16 protein-coding genes and 1 pseudogene are annotated in these 16,027 nt (G+C 60.4%); 9 read left to right on the forward strand and 8 right to left on the reverse strand.

What is annotated here, in order from left to right; translation table 11 throughout:
* Positions 1–324: 324 nt before the first annotated feature.
* From ACFHWW_RS26840 to ACFHWW_RS26850, 3 genes are all read left to right on the forward strand, one after another.
* A complete protein-coding gene (locus ACFHWW_RS26840) occupies positions 325–924 on the forward strand; it encodes a transglutaminase-like cysteine peptidase (RefSeq protein ID WP_379942066.1) in 600 nt (199 codons plus the stop codon).
* Between the two features lie 90 nt (positions 925–1,014).
* A complete protein-coding gene (locus ACFHWW_RS26845) occupies positions 1,015–1,749 on the forward strand; it encodes a heparan-alpha-glucosaminide N-acetyltransferase (protein WP_379942068.1) in 735 nt (244 codons plus the stop codon).
* Positions 1,750–1,877: 128 nt separating this feature from the next.
* Positions 1,878–2,294 (forward strand): helix-turn-helix domain-containing protein, encoded by a 417-nt coding sequence (locus ACFHWW_RS26850; RefSeq protein ID WP_379942070.1) that lies wholly within the window; start codon positions 1,878–1,880, stop codon positions 2,292–2,294.
* A 12-nt stretch (positions 2,295–2,306) separates the two neighbouring features.
* On the opposite strand, the gene mntR is transcribed toward ACFHWW_RS26850, so the two are convergent.
* The gene (mntR, locus tag ACFHWW_RS26855) at positions 2,307–2,837 is read right to left on the reverse strand and encodes a manganese-binding transcriptional regulator MntR (protein ID WP_379942072.1); all 531 of its coding nucleotides are present in this window, start codon (positions 2,835–2,837) and stop codon (positions 2,307–2,309) included.
* Positions 2,838–2,957: 120 nt separating this feature from the next.
* Here mntR and ACFHWW_RS26860 point away from each other — a divergent pair, with 120 nt between their 5' ends.
* From ACFHWW_RS26860 to ACFHWW_RS26875, 4 genes are read left to right on the forward strand one after another with little or no spacing between them, the layout of a single operon-like run.
* Positions 2,958–4,082 carry a multicopper oxidase domain-containing protein gene (locus ACFHWW_RS26860; RefSeq protein WP_379942074.1) on the forward strand — a complete coding sequence of 375 codons (1,125 nt, stop codon included), beginning with the start codon at positions 2,958–2,960 and terminating at the stop codon, positions 4,080–4,082.
* A complete protein-coding gene (locus tag ACFHWW_RS26865; protein WP_379942076.1) occupies positions 4,079–5,287 on the forward strand; it encodes a ZIP family metal transporter in 1,209 nt (402 codons plus the stop codon). Before ACFHWW_RS26860 ends, ACFHWW_RS26865 begins: the two co-directional genes overlap by 4 nt.
* 32 nt (positions 5,288–5,319) lie before the next feature.
* Complete coding sequence (locus ACFHWW_RS26870) at positions 5,320–5,823, forward strand: copper chaperone PCu(A)C (RefSeq protein WP_379942078.1); 504 nt, start codon at positions 5,320–5,322, stop codon at positions 5,821–5,823.
* Positions 5,824–5,832: 9 nt separating this feature from the next.
* Positions 5,833–6,453: an SCO family protein gene (locus ACFHWW_RS26875; RefSeq protein WP_379942080.1), complete on the forward strand. Its 621-nt coding sequence runs from the start codon at positions 5,833–5,835 to the stop codon at positions 6,451–6,453.
* A 63-nt stretch (positions 6,454–6,516) separates the two neighbouring features.
* On the opposite strand, the pseudogene ACFHWW_RS26880 reads toward ACFHWW_RS26875, so the two are convergent.
* The 4 genes and pseudogenes from ACFHWW_RS26880 to ACFHWW_RS26895 all read right to left on the reverse strand — a co-directional run.
* Positions 6,517–6,639 (reverse strand): annotated as a pseudogene (locus ACFHWW_RS26880) (MerR family DNA-binding protein); the annotation flags it as partial.
* 335 nt (positions 6,640–6,974) lie between these two features.
* Positions 6,975–7,601, reverse strand: coding sequence for a cation transporter (locus ACFHWW_RS26885; RefSeq protein ID WP_379942082.1), 627 nt, complete (start codon positions 7,599–7,601; stop codon positions 6,975–6,977).
* Positions 7,602–7,815: 214 nt separating this feature from the next.
* Entirely contained in the window at positions 7,816–8,013 is a 198-nt protein-coding gene (locus ACFHWW_RS26890; protein WP_379942084.1) for a hypothetical protein, read from the reverse strand.
* Between the two features lie 21 nt (positions 8,014–8,034).
* Positions 8,035–9,195: a phenylacetate--CoA ligase family protein gene (locus ACFHWW_RS26895; RefSeq protein ID WP_379942086.1), complete on the reverse strand. Its 1,161-nt coding sequence runs from the start codon at positions 9,193–9,195 to the stop codon at positions 8,035–8,037.
* Positions 9,196–9,479: 284 nt separating this feature from the next.
* Here ACFHWW_RS26895 and ACFHWW_RS26900 point away from each other — a divergent pair, with 284 nt between their 5' ends.
* Complete coding sequence (locus ACFHWW_RS26900; protein WP_379942088.1) at positions 9,480–9,899, forward strand: helix-turn-helix domain-containing protein; 420 nt, start codon at positions 9,480–9,482, stop codon at positions 9,897–9,899.
* Between the two features lie 123 nt (positions 9,900–10,022).
* On the forward strand, positions 10,023–10,406 hold the full coding sequence (locus ACFHWW_RS26905; protein WP_379942090.1) for a transposase: 384 nt from the start codon (positions 10,023–10,025) through the stop codon (positions 10,404–10,406).
* Positions 10,407–10,652: 246 nt separating this feature from the next.
* On the opposite strand, the gene ACFHWW_RS26910 is transcribed toward ACFHWW_RS26905, so the two are convergent.
* From ACFHWW_RS26910 to ACFHWW_RS26920, 3 genes are all read right to left on the reverse strand, one after another.
* A complete protein-coding gene (locus ACFHWW_RS26910; RefSeq protein WP_379942092.1) occupies positions 10,653–11,855 on the reverse strand; it encodes a cytochrome P450 in 1,203 nt (400 codons plus the stop codon).
* Between the two features lie 508 nt (positions 11,856–12,363).
* Positions 12,364–13,557: a flavin-containing monooxygenase gene (locus tag ACFHWW_RS26915; protein WP_379942094.1), complete on the reverse strand. Its 1,194-nt coding sequence runs from the start codon at positions 13,555–13,557 to the stop codon at positions 12,364–12,366.
* Positions 13,558–13,624: 67 nt separating this feature from the next.
* Complete coding sequence (locus ACFHWW_RS26920) at positions 13,625–15,868, reverse strand: heavy metal translocating P-type ATPase (RefSeq protein WP_379942096.1); 2,244 nt, start codon at positions 15,866–15,868, stop codon at positions 13,625–13,627.
* Between the last annotated feature and the right edge of the window lie 159 nt (positions 15,869–16,027).

Below are 16,027 nucleotides of genomic sequence, written 5' to 3' on the forward strand. Positions count from 1 at the left end.
CGGATCGTACTCTGGTTCGGGGAGATTTCCCCGTGGCTCGGTCTTGCAGTCGGATCGCTCATGATCCTTGCGTTCTTTGGCGTGTTCTGGCTACGCGCAAGATTTCAGGATCGGAAAGAACGCAGGTGACTTTTACGCCCCCGATCTGCCGGTCTGTGCCGGGCGACCGCGTTCAGGCGCTGATGGGCGGGCGCGCACGGGTTAACCATACCGACATTGAGAGGATTGCCACCCGGATAGAGCTATACTATCAGATCAGCGTTAACACTTTCTTAACCATGCTGCATTGGCCGGAGTTTCCGGGCAGGTCGGAGGAGTTTGCCCGTGATTTTCCGCGTTTGCCTCGCCGTATTCGCTTTGTTGCCCTTCTCTACGGCGTTTGCCAAGCCGCAATCACAAAGTGCATGGATGCAAGTTGGTTCGATCACGTCACAACCGATTGGACATTATGAGCTTTGCAAGCGCTTGCCGGATGAATGCTCGGTCCGCTCTAGTTCGATGCCTCCTCCCCGCTTGACACAGAAGGCCTGGGAGGTGCTGCGGCAGGTCAATTCGGAGGTCAATGCGGCAATCTCCCCGAAGACCGACAAGGAGTTGTATGGAGTAGAGGAGGTCTGGTCCTATGCTGACGAGGAAGGCGATTGTGAAGACTACTCTCTACTGAAACGGCGAGCGCTGATTGGAAAAGGCTTTCCGGTCAGGGATCTTTTGCTGACCGTGCTAAGGAAGCCTGATGGTGAAGGTCACGCCGTGCTGACGGTCAGAACGGACCAGGGCGACTTCGTGCTCGATAATCTTGAGTCTGAGATAAAGATTTGGACCGCCACGAGCTACCGTTACATCAAGCGGCAAGCGTCGTTTCACTCAGGCCGCTGGGTCACGATCGAGAATGATGCCGATACCCCGGTGGGTTCCGTCGAGTAACAAGCGATTGCAAGAAACGCGTATCAAGTTGACCCTCTAGTGGCATGAGGTACTAGAAAGACCGGCATCGAGTTGGAGCTGGTCCGAGCTATGCCCCCTGAAACAAATGACACGCGCATCTGGATGCTGGATGCCGTGAGAGGTACGCTTATACTGGGCGTCGTGATATTCCACATCATCTGGAATTTAGAGAGCTTCGGCGTGCTGCCGTTCTCCTTCGCTGAATCACCGATTTCGACCGCGGTGAGCAGAATAGGTGCGGCGGGCTTTCTATCGCTGGTTGGTGTGGGCGTGAAGCTCGCCTATGGAAAAGGGTTCCGAGCAGCCAAATTCGCGGCTCGCGTCGCGTCAATCGCCGCATGTGCAATGCTGATATCAGTCGCGACATACGCTCTAGACAGCGGGAGCTTCATCTATTTCGGGATTCTTCACGTTATCGCAGCCGCGACGTTGGTTAGCGTCCTCCTGCTTAGGGCCCCTCCGGGTGTCTGCGCAACAATCGGCATGATCGCCATTGCCCTTCCGCACGTCTTCAATATCACCGCTACCGTCTCGCGAACGTCCGCATGGACGGGCTTGACCCGAGATGCCCCGGATAGCCTCGACTTTTATCCGTTCTTTCGCTGGGCTGGGTGGGTTTTCCTGGGGATGGCGCTCACTACTCCCATCATCTTGGTTTGTCGCCGCCTCTCGCCGCCGGGCATCGAAAAGTACCGGCTGCCTAACGTTGTCGCCTGGGTGGGGAGACGCAGCCTCACGATCTATATGCTGCACCAGCCGATCTTATACGGACTTCTCGGAGCACTAGTAGCGCTGCGTTCCTAATGGCGAGTATCGCACAGAGAGCCGGCTGTGGTCGTGAGACCGCAGGCGATGATCGGCTCAAAAGCTTGACTTTTCGCAGCGAAACAATTTCGATATCTCCAGCGGCTTTACATTCAAGAGACTTGTCCATGCTGACGATCGGTGACCTCGCCAAATCGACCGGTGTAAAAATCCCCACCATCCGCTACTACGAACAAATGGGGCTCCTCTCTCACACTGAACGCTCCGAAGGGAACCAGCGACGATATTCGAAGCGTGAGCAGGAACGGCTGTCGTTCATTAAGCACGCTCGGGAGTTGGGCCTCACGATCGAGGCGATCCGAGAACTGATCGACCTCAGCCTACATCCGGAGCGTCCCTGCGCCGATGCCGACCGCATTGCGGCCCATCAGTTGCAGATGGTCCGTGACAAAATCGCGCGACTCCAGAAGCTTGAGACGGAACTGGAGCGTATTGCCACCCAGTGTCACGGAAATCACGTTCGAGACTGCTATGTCATCCGGGCGCTGGCAAATCATGATCTTTGTGAGGGTGATCACTCCTGAGTGGCCGCGCGATCAGGCTCTACGGCCAACGAAGCGCTTGAAGGCTTCAAGCGTCTCGGGACTGGCATGGTGCTCCATTCCCTCGGCATCGATGCGTGCGGTCTCGGGCGAAACGCCGACTGCACACAGGAACGATTCCACGATCTGGTGGCGTTCGCGGCAAAGCTGTGCGAGCTTTCGGCCCGTATCGGTCAGAAAAATACCGCGGTAGCGCCGTTGCTGAATATATCCTTCGGCGGTCAGCCGCTTCAACATTTTGGCAACGGTCGGCTGGGCTACTCCGAGGCGCTGTGCGATGTCAACCTGGCGGGCTTCGCCACCATCTTCGATGAGATCCGCGATGAGCTCGACGTAATCTTCGACTAGTTCGGTGCGACGGTTGTTCCGTGTCTGCCGGAAGCTTTCGACCTGTGTGTCGGCATCGATCAGGCTCGTTTCGAAGTCGTGCTCTGTAGCCTTATGCTGCTGCAAATCCGATGTTCCTGTGCTGAACTGCGATAGCTGGCAAATAATATAGCCCCGGGTATTTTTCAATCCAACCATGAACTTTCTTCAAACCCGCCCGCCACTGAGTATTAGCATTCTCATCAGATTATAGCTCTTGCTATAATCATGCTGCCATGCTCTATTTTATCTAACCGACTAATTGGAGTAAGAGCTAACATGCTGAAATGGGCGCAGACGGCGTTGAGCAGACGGAGCCTGCTAGGCGCGGGGATAGCATCGATCGGCGCAACAACGATCGGAACGAGCAAAACTGCGGCTCAGGAAACGCACGGCAATCATGCCGCAGCAGCTAAACCGGAAAGCGCGGCTGCGGTGCCTTCGCACCAATCAGCGCACGGAGCGATGATGACTGTCGGGACAGTCGACGATGAGCGCAACGGCTTTCATCCGACGAAGATATTGACGGACTGGTATACGGGCACGGTCGCCGATCTGCCAGACGGCCGAAAACTCAGGACCTTCGAGATCACTGCCGAAGACAAGGAAATCGAGATAGCGCCAGGCGTGATGTTTCCCGCCTGGACCTACAATGGTCGCGTGCCGGGTCCGGCCCTACGCGCGACCGAGGGCGAGCGGCTCAGGATTGTCTTCAGGAACTTCGGATCGCATCCGCACTCAATGCATTTCCATGGCATCCACTCGGCGCGCATGGACGGCGTGCCCGGTGCGGGCATGATCGCGCCCGGTGAAGAATATGTCTATGAGTTCGATGCCAGGCCCTTCGGCTGTCACCTCTATCATTGCCACGCCCTGCCGCTGGCCCGGCACATCCATAAGGGGATGTACGGCCTCTTCGTCATCGATCCCGACCCGGCGCGTCACCCGGACAACGTCGAGGTGGCAAAATCCCGTCTCCATGGTTCGCCGGAAAACGCCGAGTGGCAGGAATTGGCGATGATCATGAACGCTTTCGACACCAATTTCGACGGTGAGAACGAGTTCTATGCCTGCAACACCATTGCCCATTGCTATGCCAAAGAGCCGATCAAGATCGAAAAAGGCCGGCCGGTGCGGGTTTATCTGGTGAACGTCACCGAGTTCGACCCGATTAACTCGTTCCACCTCCATGGCAACTTTTTCGACTATTTCGATCAGGGGACGACCCTGACGCCGACGCTGAGGACGGTCGACATTATCATGCAATGCCAAGCACAGCGGGGCATCCTCGAGTTCACCTACAAGGAGCACGAGGTCGGGCTTTACATGTTTCACGCCCATCAATCCGAATTCACGGAACTCGGCTGGATGGGCATGTTCGATGTCGTGGAGACGCTGTCATGAACGAGAACCCTCGCAACTTTCGCCCGGTCTCCACTGTCGCGCCGGGGTCCTCGCGACATCTGTTGTGGCTCGCTTTACCGTTATTCGTGCTGGTCGCCGCGGTGCTGTGGCTGTTCCAGAGCAATGTTCTGAGCGGCTTCAACAACGGCGCACCCCCGGTCGAAAACCTGACGGTCGAACGAACCGTGCTCGACGAGGACGGCCTGCGGCTCAAGGTGCGCGCCGGCGGATCGGAACCGATGACGGTCGCGCAGGTGCAGGTCGACGCCGCCTACTGGCAGTTCACTCAGCAACCCGCCGGAACGATCTCGCGCGGCGACACCGCCTGGGTGGCGATCCCCTTCCCGTGGGTTCTCGGCGAAGCCCACAAGGTGACATTCGTCACCAATACAGGCGCGACCTTCGAGCATGAAATTCCCGTGGCCGTCCCGACGCCGAAGGTCAGCGGAAACGCTCTCGCTTCCCAGGCGCTCCTCGGAGCTTTCGTCGGCATCCTGCCAGTGGCAGTCGGCCTTCTCTGCTATCCCGCCCTTCGTGGGGCCGGCCGCAACACCATGACCTTTCTGTTGGCCATGACGGTCGGCCTGCTGGCCTTCCTGCTCGTTGACACCATGATCGAAGCCTTGGAATTTGCGGGCGAATCGGCGGCGATCTTCCAGGGTAGTGTCATGGTGATCCTGACGGCAGTGGCCAGCTTCCTGATCCTCGTCGCGATCGGCCGCCGCCAAGGATCGCCGACCGGGCTTGCGCTTGCGACCTATATCGCCCTTGGCATCGGGCTGCACAATTTCGGCGAAGGTCTTGCCATCGGCGCGGCCTTCGCGGCTGGCGCAGCGGGGCTCGGGACGTTCCTGGTGCTCGGCTTCACGCTCCACAACATCACCGAGGGGATCGGTATCACGGCTCCCCTTCTGAAGATGCGCCCGAAGCTCGTTCATTTCGTGGGCTTGGCGTTGTTGGCCGGCGGCCCTGCGGTCCTTGGAATCTGGCTCGGCAGCCTGGCCGTCGCGCCTCACTGGACCGCGATCGCCCTTGCAATCGGAGCAGGCGCTATTGCGCAGGTGATCGTTGAAGTCACGGCGCTGCTCGCAAGGAGCGAAAATGCTCGTGCGGACTATACGCAGGTTCTCAACCCTGCGGCGTTCGGCGGCATCGCGGCCGGGCTGGCGTTCATGTATGTGACCGCTATGCTCGTCAAGATCTGACGCCATCGCCAATAGATGTGGAAGAGAATACAGTGCGCAAGAAGATGCTGGCCACAGCCCTGACCATCCTGACCATCCTGACCACCCTGCCCGTCTCCGCCAACGCCCATGATTTCAAGGCGGGGACGATTGAGATCAAGCATCCCTGGTCGAAGGTCGCGCCGCCGGTCGCGCCGGTTCTCGGCGGCTATGTCACGATCGTCAACACAGGAGCCGAGCCGGATCGGCTGCTCGGCGGCAGCGCAACGATCGCCGAGCGCTTCGAAATTCACGAATCCAAAACCGAGAACGGCGTTGCAAAGATGCGACCGCTGAAGGACGGCTTGGTCATCGGGCCGGGAGAGACGGTGAAGCTCGAGCCGGACGGGTCAGCCCACATCATGTTCGTGAAGCCGTCGAAGCGGCCGGCGGCGGGTGAGAAGTTCGCGGGCACCCTGGTGTTCGAGAAGGCCGGGGTGGTCGATGTTGAATTCGCGGTGCAGCCGATGGGCGAGCAGCCGCAGAAGATGGAAGACCACCAGGCCCATCGGAACTAGGTGCGCGATATGAACGCCCTGAAGTTCGTCCGCTACGCCGCCTGGGCGAGCATCGCCGTGCTTGCCGCCGCCCTGGCGACCGCGTTCGTCATTCCTCGGCTGACCCCGCAGACGTCGCAGCCGGTCATGACGGGCAAGGCGCTGGTCGGTGGTCCCTTCCAGCTCGAGACGGTCGAAGGCAAGCCGTTTTCGAACAAGGATGTAGAGGGAAGACCCTACCTCGTGTTCTTCGGTTTCACCAACTGCCCGGATGTCTGCCCGACAACCCTTTTCGAGCTGACGGGGCTTCTGAAGGACCTCGGACCGGCCGCCGACAAGATCGTACCGCTGTTCATCTCCGTCGATCCGGAAAGGGACACGCCGGAGATGCTGCGGGTCTACATGAATGCGTTCGACCCTCGGATAACTGCCCTTCGCGGCACGCTTGATCAGACGACCAAGGCTGCCAAGGCATTCGCCGCCTATTTCAAGAAGGTGCCGCTCGATGGTGGCGAATACACGATGGACCACACTGCGAGTGTTATCCTGATGAAGGCGGACGGCACGTTTCAGGGCACGTTGGACATGCATGAGCCTCGTGAGACTCAGTTGAAGAAGCTCGAGCGGTTGGCCGGTACGTCAGGGCCGTAGGTCATCCGTTTCACCGCCGCTGCGGAGCAAAGGGTTCGGCGGCTACCGTTATCTCACTTCAGGCTTGCGCTCGACTTCGGCCAAGTGCTCCTTGGCGATCTCGTCCACCGTCTTGCACGATCGCGATCTTTCGTCCGACGGTTTGAGAAGCGTGCGTACCTGGTCGAGCGAGAAGCCAAGATCGCGGGTGAACAAGGTCTTCTGAGCCGCCTTGGGCGCGGCGCCGTGACGGCGGGAGCGGTTCGCATCGTAGAACAGGCGGGCCGCTTCCGAGCCGGTCATACAAATGGTCCTCTCGAGCAACAAGCGTGTCTCAAACAGGTCAGCCTGGTAGCGGCGACATCGTTTCGAGATAAATCGATACGGATCGCTTAATAGAGCGAGCGTCGAGTCTAAGCTCTTGTCACGCAGGATCCGGAGCATCGGGGCACCATCTCAAATCAGCTCGGCGACATCCTCTAATCTGCGATGGGCGAACGCCTGGCGAAGCGTCCACAAGAGACCTGTGGTCATCCTCTGTCTCATTGTGGTGCACGGTCGGCAGAATTGCGGGCCTCGCGCGCCTCTCCGAGGATCTCCCATCCCCCTTTGAGGACAATTCCGACGACCACAAATCCGATCAGGAGATCCGGGATCGGAGACTTCAGAAGCATGACCAAGAGACCGGACAAGACGATGCCCGCGTTGGCCAGCATGTCGTTGGTCGTAAAAATCCACGAGGCTTTGAAGTGGACGCCGTGCTCACGATGCGCACGCAAAAGCCGAAGGCAGAGCAGATTCGTCGCCGCGTTGGCGAACGCCGTGACAATCATTGCTAGCCCGATCGGCTCCGCTCCCATAAAGAAACGGCGCAAGACTTCGATAAGCAATCCCAAGGCAAGGAGGATCAGAAGCACGCCAGACAGGTTCGCCGCACGCGCCTTGGCAATAACTGTGCGGCCCACTGTATAGAGACTGACTGAATAGACGGCTGCGTCTCCCAGATTATCGAGGGCAGCGCCTAGCAGGGCTGTGGAGTCTGCCACGATACCGACGGCACCCGCCACCACGACCTGGGTGAAATTAATCCCAAGTACCCAGCGCAGCGTGCGGCGTTCGTCGACATTGCGAGCGTCGAGACGGATCTCGGTCTCCTCGTCTCTTGGCATCGTTACCTCGCTTTGAATTACAACTCCTGTTCTTGCAACTGGATTGGCATTGGCGAGTCGTTGCTGGGATAGAGCAGCCGAAATAGTTTGCCGCAAGCATCAAACGCCAAATCCAATATGACATCGAGTCGATGCCCTTCTGCGGGGCGGTTCAGCTCCGGAGGGGTTTCTAATCTCGCACGTTTTGCAGACACGTCATGCTGACCCACGCTCGTCATCTCCTGGCCCAAGCATAGTAGATGAGCAGCAGAAGAATGATCACCCAAACGACAACAGCGATCGTGTTAAGCCGCTGGTCATAGATGATCCCAAACAGACTGAAGTGAATGCCCGCAGCGGCTAAGGCTCCATGAGTGAGCACCTGGCTGACTGCAAAGCCGGCGAAGAATTTGGCAATTTCCTTCCCCTTCATCGACAGCTCCCTGAGACCGATTCACGTGCAAGCACGCGAGAGCGGAATGACCTCCCGGAATTTCCCGCCGCGACCCGGTTCCGGCGGCTCGCCTCCGCGCTCGACAACGACGTGTTCAAGCCCGTTCTCGGCAAGCACCTTCCGCAGACCTGCTTCGGCCTCGCGCCAGACGGTGTCTGCGTTCGTCATCGGCGCGATTCGCAGACGTAATTCAAGTCTTTCCGGCTCGGACTGCGCGAGCTGGAATAGCGTGACTCCGCGGACAGTCTCGATCGGTTGGGTGAGCGCCAGCGGAGGCACCCTGACATCGCCGCCCGAAGTCCGGAACGTGAGAACGTCCGCGGATCGCCCCTGCACGCGGATTGCGGGCAAGGGGTTGCCGCACGGGCAAGGGTCGGGCCGCTGCAGCACGCTGTCACCAAGATCGTAACGGAGGATCGGCTGCACGCGGTTGGCGAGATTGCTGATGAGGACGGTATGCGACTCCTCGCCCGGCGCCACTGGCTGGTAGTCGGCATCTACCGGCTCGAACGCCACCCAGTCGCTGTTGACGTGCAGCCAACCGTGGTCGCAGTTGCCACTGAAGAACATGCATTCCGTGGCGGCATAGCTGTTGCCGACCTTGGCGCCGAACGCCCGAGCGATCCGTTCATACTCGCCTTCGGGCAAACCCTCTGCGGAGAGGGCCACCAATACAGGATTGATATGGAGGCGGCCGGCCTCCTGCTCGTTGGCAAGTAGCGCAGCCATGCTGGCGTAAGGAGTGAAGAGCGCCGGACGAAAGCGATTCAGTCGCGCAACCAGTTCGGGCATGGGCGAATGCACCGAGAGCACCTCGACGTGATCGCCGAGCCTCCTTTTCAAGCGGGCAGCGGCAACCGCAGACGCGAAGTGTCCGCCGGTGGCCATGACCATGGCCATCCGGCCGCGACAGGCGATGATCTTGAGGAAATCGCCCGGGCTGAGCAAGTCGCCGATCCAGCGTAACATCATGGCGGTCACGACCGCCATCGTGCGGTCGTCGATCACGAAGATTCCGCGGCGGCCGGTGGTGCCTGACGTCGTCAGCAGCGTGTATCGCCCGAGGAAGTACTCGCCGATCATATCCGGATTTTCGATGAACGCCTGCGCCTTCGCCAAGGTGACCTCACGATCGGTAGGCCACTCGTCGAACCGGCCCATCAGCATCTTCTTGTCGGTTACGGGAAGCAGCGACGGATCCTCCACTCGCTCGGGAATATCTCGATAAAGGTCGCCGTAGACGGACGAATTGGCCCGCGCGTGAGCCACAATCGCGGCGAGACGTTCGCGCTGCCGCCGAGCGATGGCTTCCGGGCCGCCTCGTCGAGCGCGCCACGAGTCCCAGATCAGGCTTACGACATGCTCGGTCATGGTCGTTCTCGGTTCACACACCTCCGGTCAATTGCTATACCTACCTCCTGTAGCCACTACAGAATCAACCCCTGATGATCACTATCGGAGCCTTGTCCAAACGCACGGGCGTCAATATCGAGACAATCCGCTATTATGAGCGGATCAGGTTGATACCACCGCCGCCCCGAACCGAAAGTGGACGACGCCTTTATGGAGCAGAGGGCGTTCGGCGGCTGACTTTCATCCGCCACGCCAGGGACCTCGGCTTCGACATCGCGGCCATCAAGACGATGCTCGCTCTGCAGGAGGTGCCGGAGGCCCCATGCGAGCAGGTCAGCCGCATTGCCACCGATCAGCTCGCTGCGGTTGAGGGCCGTATCCGTCGCCTCCTAGGGCTGAGGACGGAGCTTACCCGAATGATCAAAGAGTGCGAAAACGGAAAGGTTGCGAACTGCCGGATTATCGAAGTTCTTGCTGACTCTTCCGGACTTCGGGACGAGACGTCCACTTAATCGTGCAAATAAGACATTCCGAGCGGCTGCGGCTCGTGCGCGAGCATATCCGCGCCATCGAGCAGGAACGGCTGCGCCTGCTGGAGGCGGCGCCGACCGAGGCAGGAGATCATCCGCCGGCGCTTGCTCGCGAAGGTGATTGGCGTCGGCGTCGAGACCGCCGACATGCTGGTCCACGAGATCCTGCCACGCAAGTTGCGCGATCGGCGTGCCGTGGCGCGCTACGCCGGCCCCACCGGGGCGCCGGACGAGAGCGGCAAACGCCGGCGCGAGAAGGGATTGTCACGCACGTCGCGTGCGATGCGGGATGATCCAGTTGGCGTGGCGCTTTCTCCGCTTCCGGAAAGACGTGCGCTTGCGCAACGGTTCCAGGCGCGCACGAGCGACGGCCGCAGCGCCACACGGAAGACGATGATCGTGGCGCTCGCCCGCAAGCTGCTGATCGCCCTGTGGCGCCTTGTCACCACGGGCGACGTGCCCGAGGGTGTAGTGTTGCGTCCGGCGTGATGCACGCGGAAGGACCTCGCACCACGCCCGAACAAATTGGCGGCTCCGTCGGTCCGCCGATGACGATCCGAGGTGGCGGTGACCCGCATTTCCCGTTGGCCCGGAAGCCGTTGCTTAGAATGGGCCCGCCGCCCGGAGCTTCGCCGCCGATGCGAATGCTTGCATCATGGTTGTGTCCCGCATGGATCAACCGAAATACAAGCCTGCCAGGCGCGACCACAGCGCTTCGGTTCATCCCTTTGCACCTTAGACTGCCCTGACTTCGCCGATGATGAACCGGCTTCGCGGCAAGGCGGGAAGCCGCGACCAATCGATTCGCAGATCCTGTTCCGCCACACGATATTCAATGCGATGGCAGAGGATATCCGCGGCCAACTTCATGAGTTCAACCGCGATCCATTCGCCTGGACAACGGTGCCCGTTGTGGTGATCGCCACCACCCTGTGGGACGAAATTGAAGGTGCCCGCCTCCCCTCGATTAAACCGCTCCGGGTCGAAGTCGTTGGGACGCTCCCAACTCCGCGCGTCGTGGTTCGTCCCATAGAGGTCAAGGATCACTCGTCGACCGGCGGCCAGGGGATATCCATTCCACTCAAATGTCTGCCGGACCCGCGCGGCAACTGCAGGGAAGAAGGGGTAGTAGCGGCGGACCTCCTGGACGAAGGCTTCTACATGAGCGTCGCGTTCCGTGCTCAGACGTTCACGAAATTCAGGGTGAGCATGCAAAGCATGGGCAAGGAAAACGATGTAGACCGAAACGGCGACGGTTGGCCGAATGACGTTCATCAGTTCGACCGCGGCGACGTGAGGGGGGAGAAGTTCACCGTTCCAATCCCTATGCCAGGAGATAACATGGGCGGGTGAGTCTTGAGGCGGGCGGAGTTGGCCATTGCGGATTCGGCCGACGACGTCTGTCAGCCAACGGTCAGTTCGCTTGCGAGCGAGCCGTGACCAGAGATGCCCGAAGCCTGTCGAGGCGGCTCGGTCGAACAGCACCGTGATTTCTCGCGTTCGCGTTTTGACGTCCCCTTCCGTTAGCGGCACGCCCGCCCATGAGCATGCGGCGCGTGTCAGAAGCTCCTGAAGCTCCGCATAGAGCACGATATCACGATTCGAACCCCACCTGCGGATGCTGGCTTCCCATTCGGCGGCGCTCAATTGCGAGAGCCTGCCAATGCGCTCCGGCGTCATCAGGGACATGAACATCTGCTTGCGATGGCGATGCGCCTCGCCATCGAGGCCCTGCACACCACCCTCCCCGAGGAGGGTTTTCTGGATCGCCACGGGCATTGCTCCGTGGCGGGCGAAACGGTTTGCATCATAAAAAAGCCGGGCGGCCTCTGGTCCTGTCATGCAGATGGTCTTCTGTAACAGGATTCGCGTCTCGAAAAGGTCCGTTTCATAGCGGCGACATCGACTGGAGATGAACCTGTACGGATCGCTCAGCAAGGCGAGAGTTGAATCGAATCCCTTCGCACCTGGAATCTGGGGCATAGCATTTGTCCAATGCACAGGCGGTCGTATGGCAGCTCGTCGCGGTCGCAGCCGGAACGACGTGTCTAACCTGCGTCCTGGAGCCGCTGTTCCTCTCAGCGACGCAACTGCAATGCATAACTTGCGCGCCCTGGGCAAAGGATCCGACCGGCCGCGTCGTCAAATATGCATCCTGCAGTGTACATCCTGTAGCAACTACAGGATCAACCGCAGTTTGCGTGCGACAGCTTTCATCGAATGAAACAGTTGTATGCACGAACTTACTCAGATCAAAGGACGCATCGACAGCAATCCATTCGTTCGTTTGGAGAGATCAACGATGCCGGTTTTGGAAATACCGCCGAACGGCCGCCGCGATAAAGCCGCCTATCCGCTGCATTCCGGCAACACGATGGGACCCATACGGCGAGCGGAACCAGACTGCACTTCCGGAGGCGCGTTGGACCTACGATCTATCCCGCTGTCAATCACTAGCTCGCGCCGAGGTGACGGACCCGACCGCGGCGACTCCGCGCCTCTGAAACGCTACTTGGAGGCTCTCGCCGGACGGCGAGCATAAGAACTCCTGCAGCTTGTGGACCACGACAGCGGCGTCCGCTCCGGCTCCAGCTATGAGAGCCGACGCTCGGTTACGCTGCCATGGCCGCCCAAGAAAATAGATTCCCGGTATGGGCGAGACGCCTTGCATGTGGATCGCCCGACTTTCGCCATCGATAGCGCCGGGGATGCGAATCCAACCAAAATCGTCCCGGTACCCTGTCGACCAGATGACGCATTCGGGTGCGATGGCGACGCCGTCCGAGAATGCCATCTCCGTGCCGCTGCAGGAAACCAGTCGCCCAACGAGGTGCACGCCCATTTGGGACAGAGCAGCGTCGTCCCGCTGACGGTTTGGAAACGGATCTGTCTTGCGCATCGCCCTGCCGATTATGCTCTCCGGGGACGCCTGAAGGAGCCCAAGCTTGCTCATCCACCACCAAATACTGCGACCGAATATTCTCTCCGCAAGCAAGCGGCGCATCCGGCCTCTGGCAAGATAAGTCTCATGGTACTGCGATAGCTCGGCGGCAATATCGCGGCCACTCGCTCCGTCGCCGACAACGAGGACAGGACCTGGCGGTATCTGTCTGGCGTTACGGAAAGAATCAACGTGAAGCTGGGATATGGTCGGGGAAAGGCCTTGTGAAATCGGTGGAATCCAAGGCTGCCGGAAAGCGCCGGTTGCGACGACGACTGCCTTGGCTACGAATTTCGGTCCGGACCTCGCGACCGCGAGGAATCTCGTATCGAGCTTTTGTAACGAAACGATGTCCACACCCGTCTCGATCGGGAAACCCCCGTCGAGAGCGTAGGCGGCAAGGTAGTCCGCAAACTCGTCCTTGCTCGCGTAGCCGAGCGGATTGCCCGGAAGTTCGCGGCCGGGCAGGGAGCTTACATTGCGGGGAGTGAACAGCGTCAGGGAGTCATACCGGGCACGCCAGCTATCGCCAATGGAACTGCCGGAATTTACCAGAAGGTACTTGAGCCCTGTTTTCGCGAGTTTATTCGCGGCTGCCAGGCCGCACTGACCCGCGCCGATCACAAGCACATCCACGTGGCGAGCGTCAGCCCGTTCTCCCATCATCCCACCCGTTCTCATCAACTCGTTGGCGGCCAAGAGCCCACCTGAATCTAAAAGGAGAGCGGCGTCGCCGCTCCCCTTTCCCTCGCTGATATCTCAATTACTAAGCGCGAAGAAGCCTCAGGGCGTTCATCGTCACAAGAACGGTCGCGCCCGTGTCGGCCAGAATCGCCGGCCAGAGCCCGGTGACGCCGATGACGGTGGTCACCAGGAAGATAGCCTTCAGGCCGAGGGCGATGGCAATGTTCTGGTGGATGTTGCTCATTGTTCGCTTTGAGAGATCCACCATGCCCGCAATGTCGGAGACCCGGCCATGAAGCACCGCCGCGTCGGCGGTCTCAAGCGCCACGTCCGTGCCGCCGCCCATGGCGATGCCGACATCGGCCGCCGCCAAGGCGGGCGCGTCGTTGATCCCATCGCCGACCTTACCGACGAAATGGCCTTGGGACCTCAATTCGCCAACGATCCGCTGCTTGTCCTCGGGAAGGAGCTCGGCCCTGACCTCGATACCGAGCTGTCTGCCGATCGCGGCCGCTGTGCGGCGGTTATCGCCTGTCAGCATAAGCGTCTTGACGCCGGCATTTGCGAGCGCCTTCAGTCCGGCGTGGGCATCAACGCGCGGTTCGTCCCGCATCGCGATCGCACCCGCGATTGCTCCGTCAACGAGAAGGACCGACACAGTCTTTCCCTCATCGTTAAGGGCGGCGATCGTGCTGGTCTGGTCCGGCGTGAGCGCGTTCTGCTCTCCCGCCGCCTTCGGCGAACTGAGGAAGACTTCCTGCCCGCCGATCGTACCCGACACACCTTTGCCGCCGATCGCCTTCGCATGCTGGACCGGCGGAACGTCGATCCTATCGTCCGCAGCCTTCGCGAGGATCGCCTTGGCAAGCGGATGGCTCGACCCCGTCTCGAGCGCCGCCGCAAGCGTCAGAACTTCGCCTCCAGACAAGGCGAAGCCGACGACGTCGGTGACCTTCGGCTTGCCTTCCGTCAGGGTGCCGGTCTTGTCCAGCGCTACGGCCGTCACCTTGCCGATGCTCTCGAGAACAGCCCCGCCCTTCAGGAGCAGGCCGCGACGCGCGCCGGCCGAAAGGCTCGCGGCGATCGCAGCTGGCGTCGAGATTACCAGGGCGCAAGGGCAGCCGATCAACAGGATCGCCAAGCCCTTGTAGACCCACTCACCCCATTCGGCACCGGTCAGCAGGGGCGGCAGTACCGCAACGAGCGCCGCAACCACCACGACGCCCGGCGTGTAGTAGCGCGAAAACCGGTCGATGAACCGTTGCGTCGGCGCCTTGCTCTCCTGAGCCTCCTCGACGAGCTTGACCACACGCGCGATCGTGTTGTCCTCAGCGGTCGCCGTCACTTTGACGCGCAGGGCCGCCTCGCCGTTGACGGTGCCTGCGAAGACGGTTTCGTCCACCGTCTTGCGCACCGGCGTACTTTCGCCAGTAACTGGCGACTCGTCGATTGAACTGTCTCCGGAAAGGATCACGCCGTCGGCGGGGATACGGTCACCAGGACGGACGAGGATGACCGCCCCTATGGCCAAGGTCTCTGCTGCGACTTCCTTCGTTCTGCCACCTGTCTCGAGAAGAGCTGTCTTGGGGACTAATGCCGTCAGTGCCTGGATGCTGGCACGCGCCCTTCCCGCGGCCACGCCTTCGAGGAGCTCACCGATTAGGAAAAGGACAACGACCGCTGCGGCCTCCTCGCTCGCATCGATGATTACCGCGCCCACCGCGGCGATCGTCATCAGCATCTCGATCGAGAACGGCGTTCCGGCGAGCGCGGCCATAACGGCGCGGCGGGCTATCGGAACCAGGCCGACCAGCATTGCCGCGGTGAATATCCAGGACCCCATTCCCGGCACGAGCATTCCGACGCCGTAGGCTGCGGCCAGCGCCAGCCCGCTTGCGATCGTCAGGCGAGCCTTGCCGGATCGCCACCATGGGGCAGACGTGGAATCGTGGTCGTGCCCGTGCAGGCCCTCGGCAGAAGGAACGCCGCTCGCCGGCTCGCCTTGCGGGTGTTTGGGCTCCTGGGGGACGCTGATCTCACGTTGATGCGCGCCGCAGCATGCGGCATGCTGTTTCGGCGCAGCCGTCATGCCCGGCCGCGGGGAAATCGGCGCTACTTTATAGCCTAGTCCCGATACCCTCTTCTCGATCGCCTGCGCGAAGCTCGCGTCGTCTTTGTGACGCACGGTCATTGTACCGGCCGTCACGGAAACGGAAACATCGTCGACGCCATCGAGACGCCGAACAGCAGTATCGATCTTCGCCGCGCAGGAGGCGCAATCCATCCCTTCGACACGGAATCGGGATTCCACGGAAGCTTTCGTCATGAGTGGTTCCTTCTGAAATTTTCCGCAGAATAAGACCTCTAGCAACTAGAGCTGCAAGGGCGGTTGCTAATATTTCTGCGCTATAGCCGTGACTCGACTGAAACTGCTCCACCCGCTGCATTGGGAGGGCCGCCCAACCAAGACTCCGTCGACGACGCT

This window comes from Sinorhizobium sp. P24N7, from assembly GCF_042436655.1.
Classification (GTDB): domain Bacteria; phylum Pseudomonadota; class Alphaproteobacteria; order Rhizobiales; family Rhizobiaceae; genus Sinorhizobium; species Sinorhizobium meliloti_A.

Bases quoted from the DNA above. Each gene is read 5' to 3' on its own strand.
- ACFHWW_RS26920 (WP_379942096.1), bottom strand. From the start codon at position 15,868: ATGACGAAAGCTTCCGTGGAATCCCGATTCCGTGTCGAAGGGATGGAT.
- ACFHWW_RS26845 (WP_379942068.1), top strand. From the start codon at position 1,015: ATGCCCCCTGAAACAAATGACACGCGCATCTGGATGCTGGATGCCGTG.
- mntR (WP_379942072.1), bottom strand. From the start codon at position 2,837: ATGGTTGGATTGAAAAATACCCGGGGCTATATTATTTGCCAGCTATCG.
- ACFHWW_RS26865 (WP_379942076.1), top strand. From the start codon at position 4,079: ATGAACGAGAACCCTCGCAACTTTCGCCCGGTCTCCACTGTCGCGCCG.
- ACFHWW_RS26875 (WP_379942080.1), top strand. From the start codon at position 5,833: ATGAACGCCCTGAAGTTCGTCCGCTACGCCGCCTGGGCGAGCATCGCC.
- ACFHWW_RS26860 (WP_379942074.1), top strand. From the start codon at position 2,958: ATGCTGAAATGGGCGCAGACGGCGTTGAGCAGACGGAGCCTGCTAGGC.
- ACFHWW_RS26885 (WP_379942082.1), bottom strand. From the start codon at position 7,601: ATGCCAAGAGACGAGGAGACCGAGATCCGTCTCGACGCTCGCAATGTC.
- ACFHWW_RS26900 (WP_379942088.1), top strand. From the start codon at position 9,480: ATGATCACTATCGGAGCCTTGTCCAAACGCACGGGCGTCAATATCGAG.
- ACFHWW_RS26850 (WP_379942070.1), top strand. From the start codon at position 1,878: ATGCTGACGATCGGTGACCTCGCCAAATCGACCGGTGTAAAAATCCCC.
- ACFHWW_RS26890 (WP_379942084.1), bottom strand. From the start codon at position 8,013: ATGAAGGGGAAGGAAATTGCCAAATTCTTCGCCGGCTTTGCAGTCAGC.
- ACFHWW_RS26895 (WP_379942086.1), bottom strand. From the start codon at position 9,195: ATGGGCCGGTTCGACGAGTGGCCTACCGATCGTGAGGTCACCTTGGCG.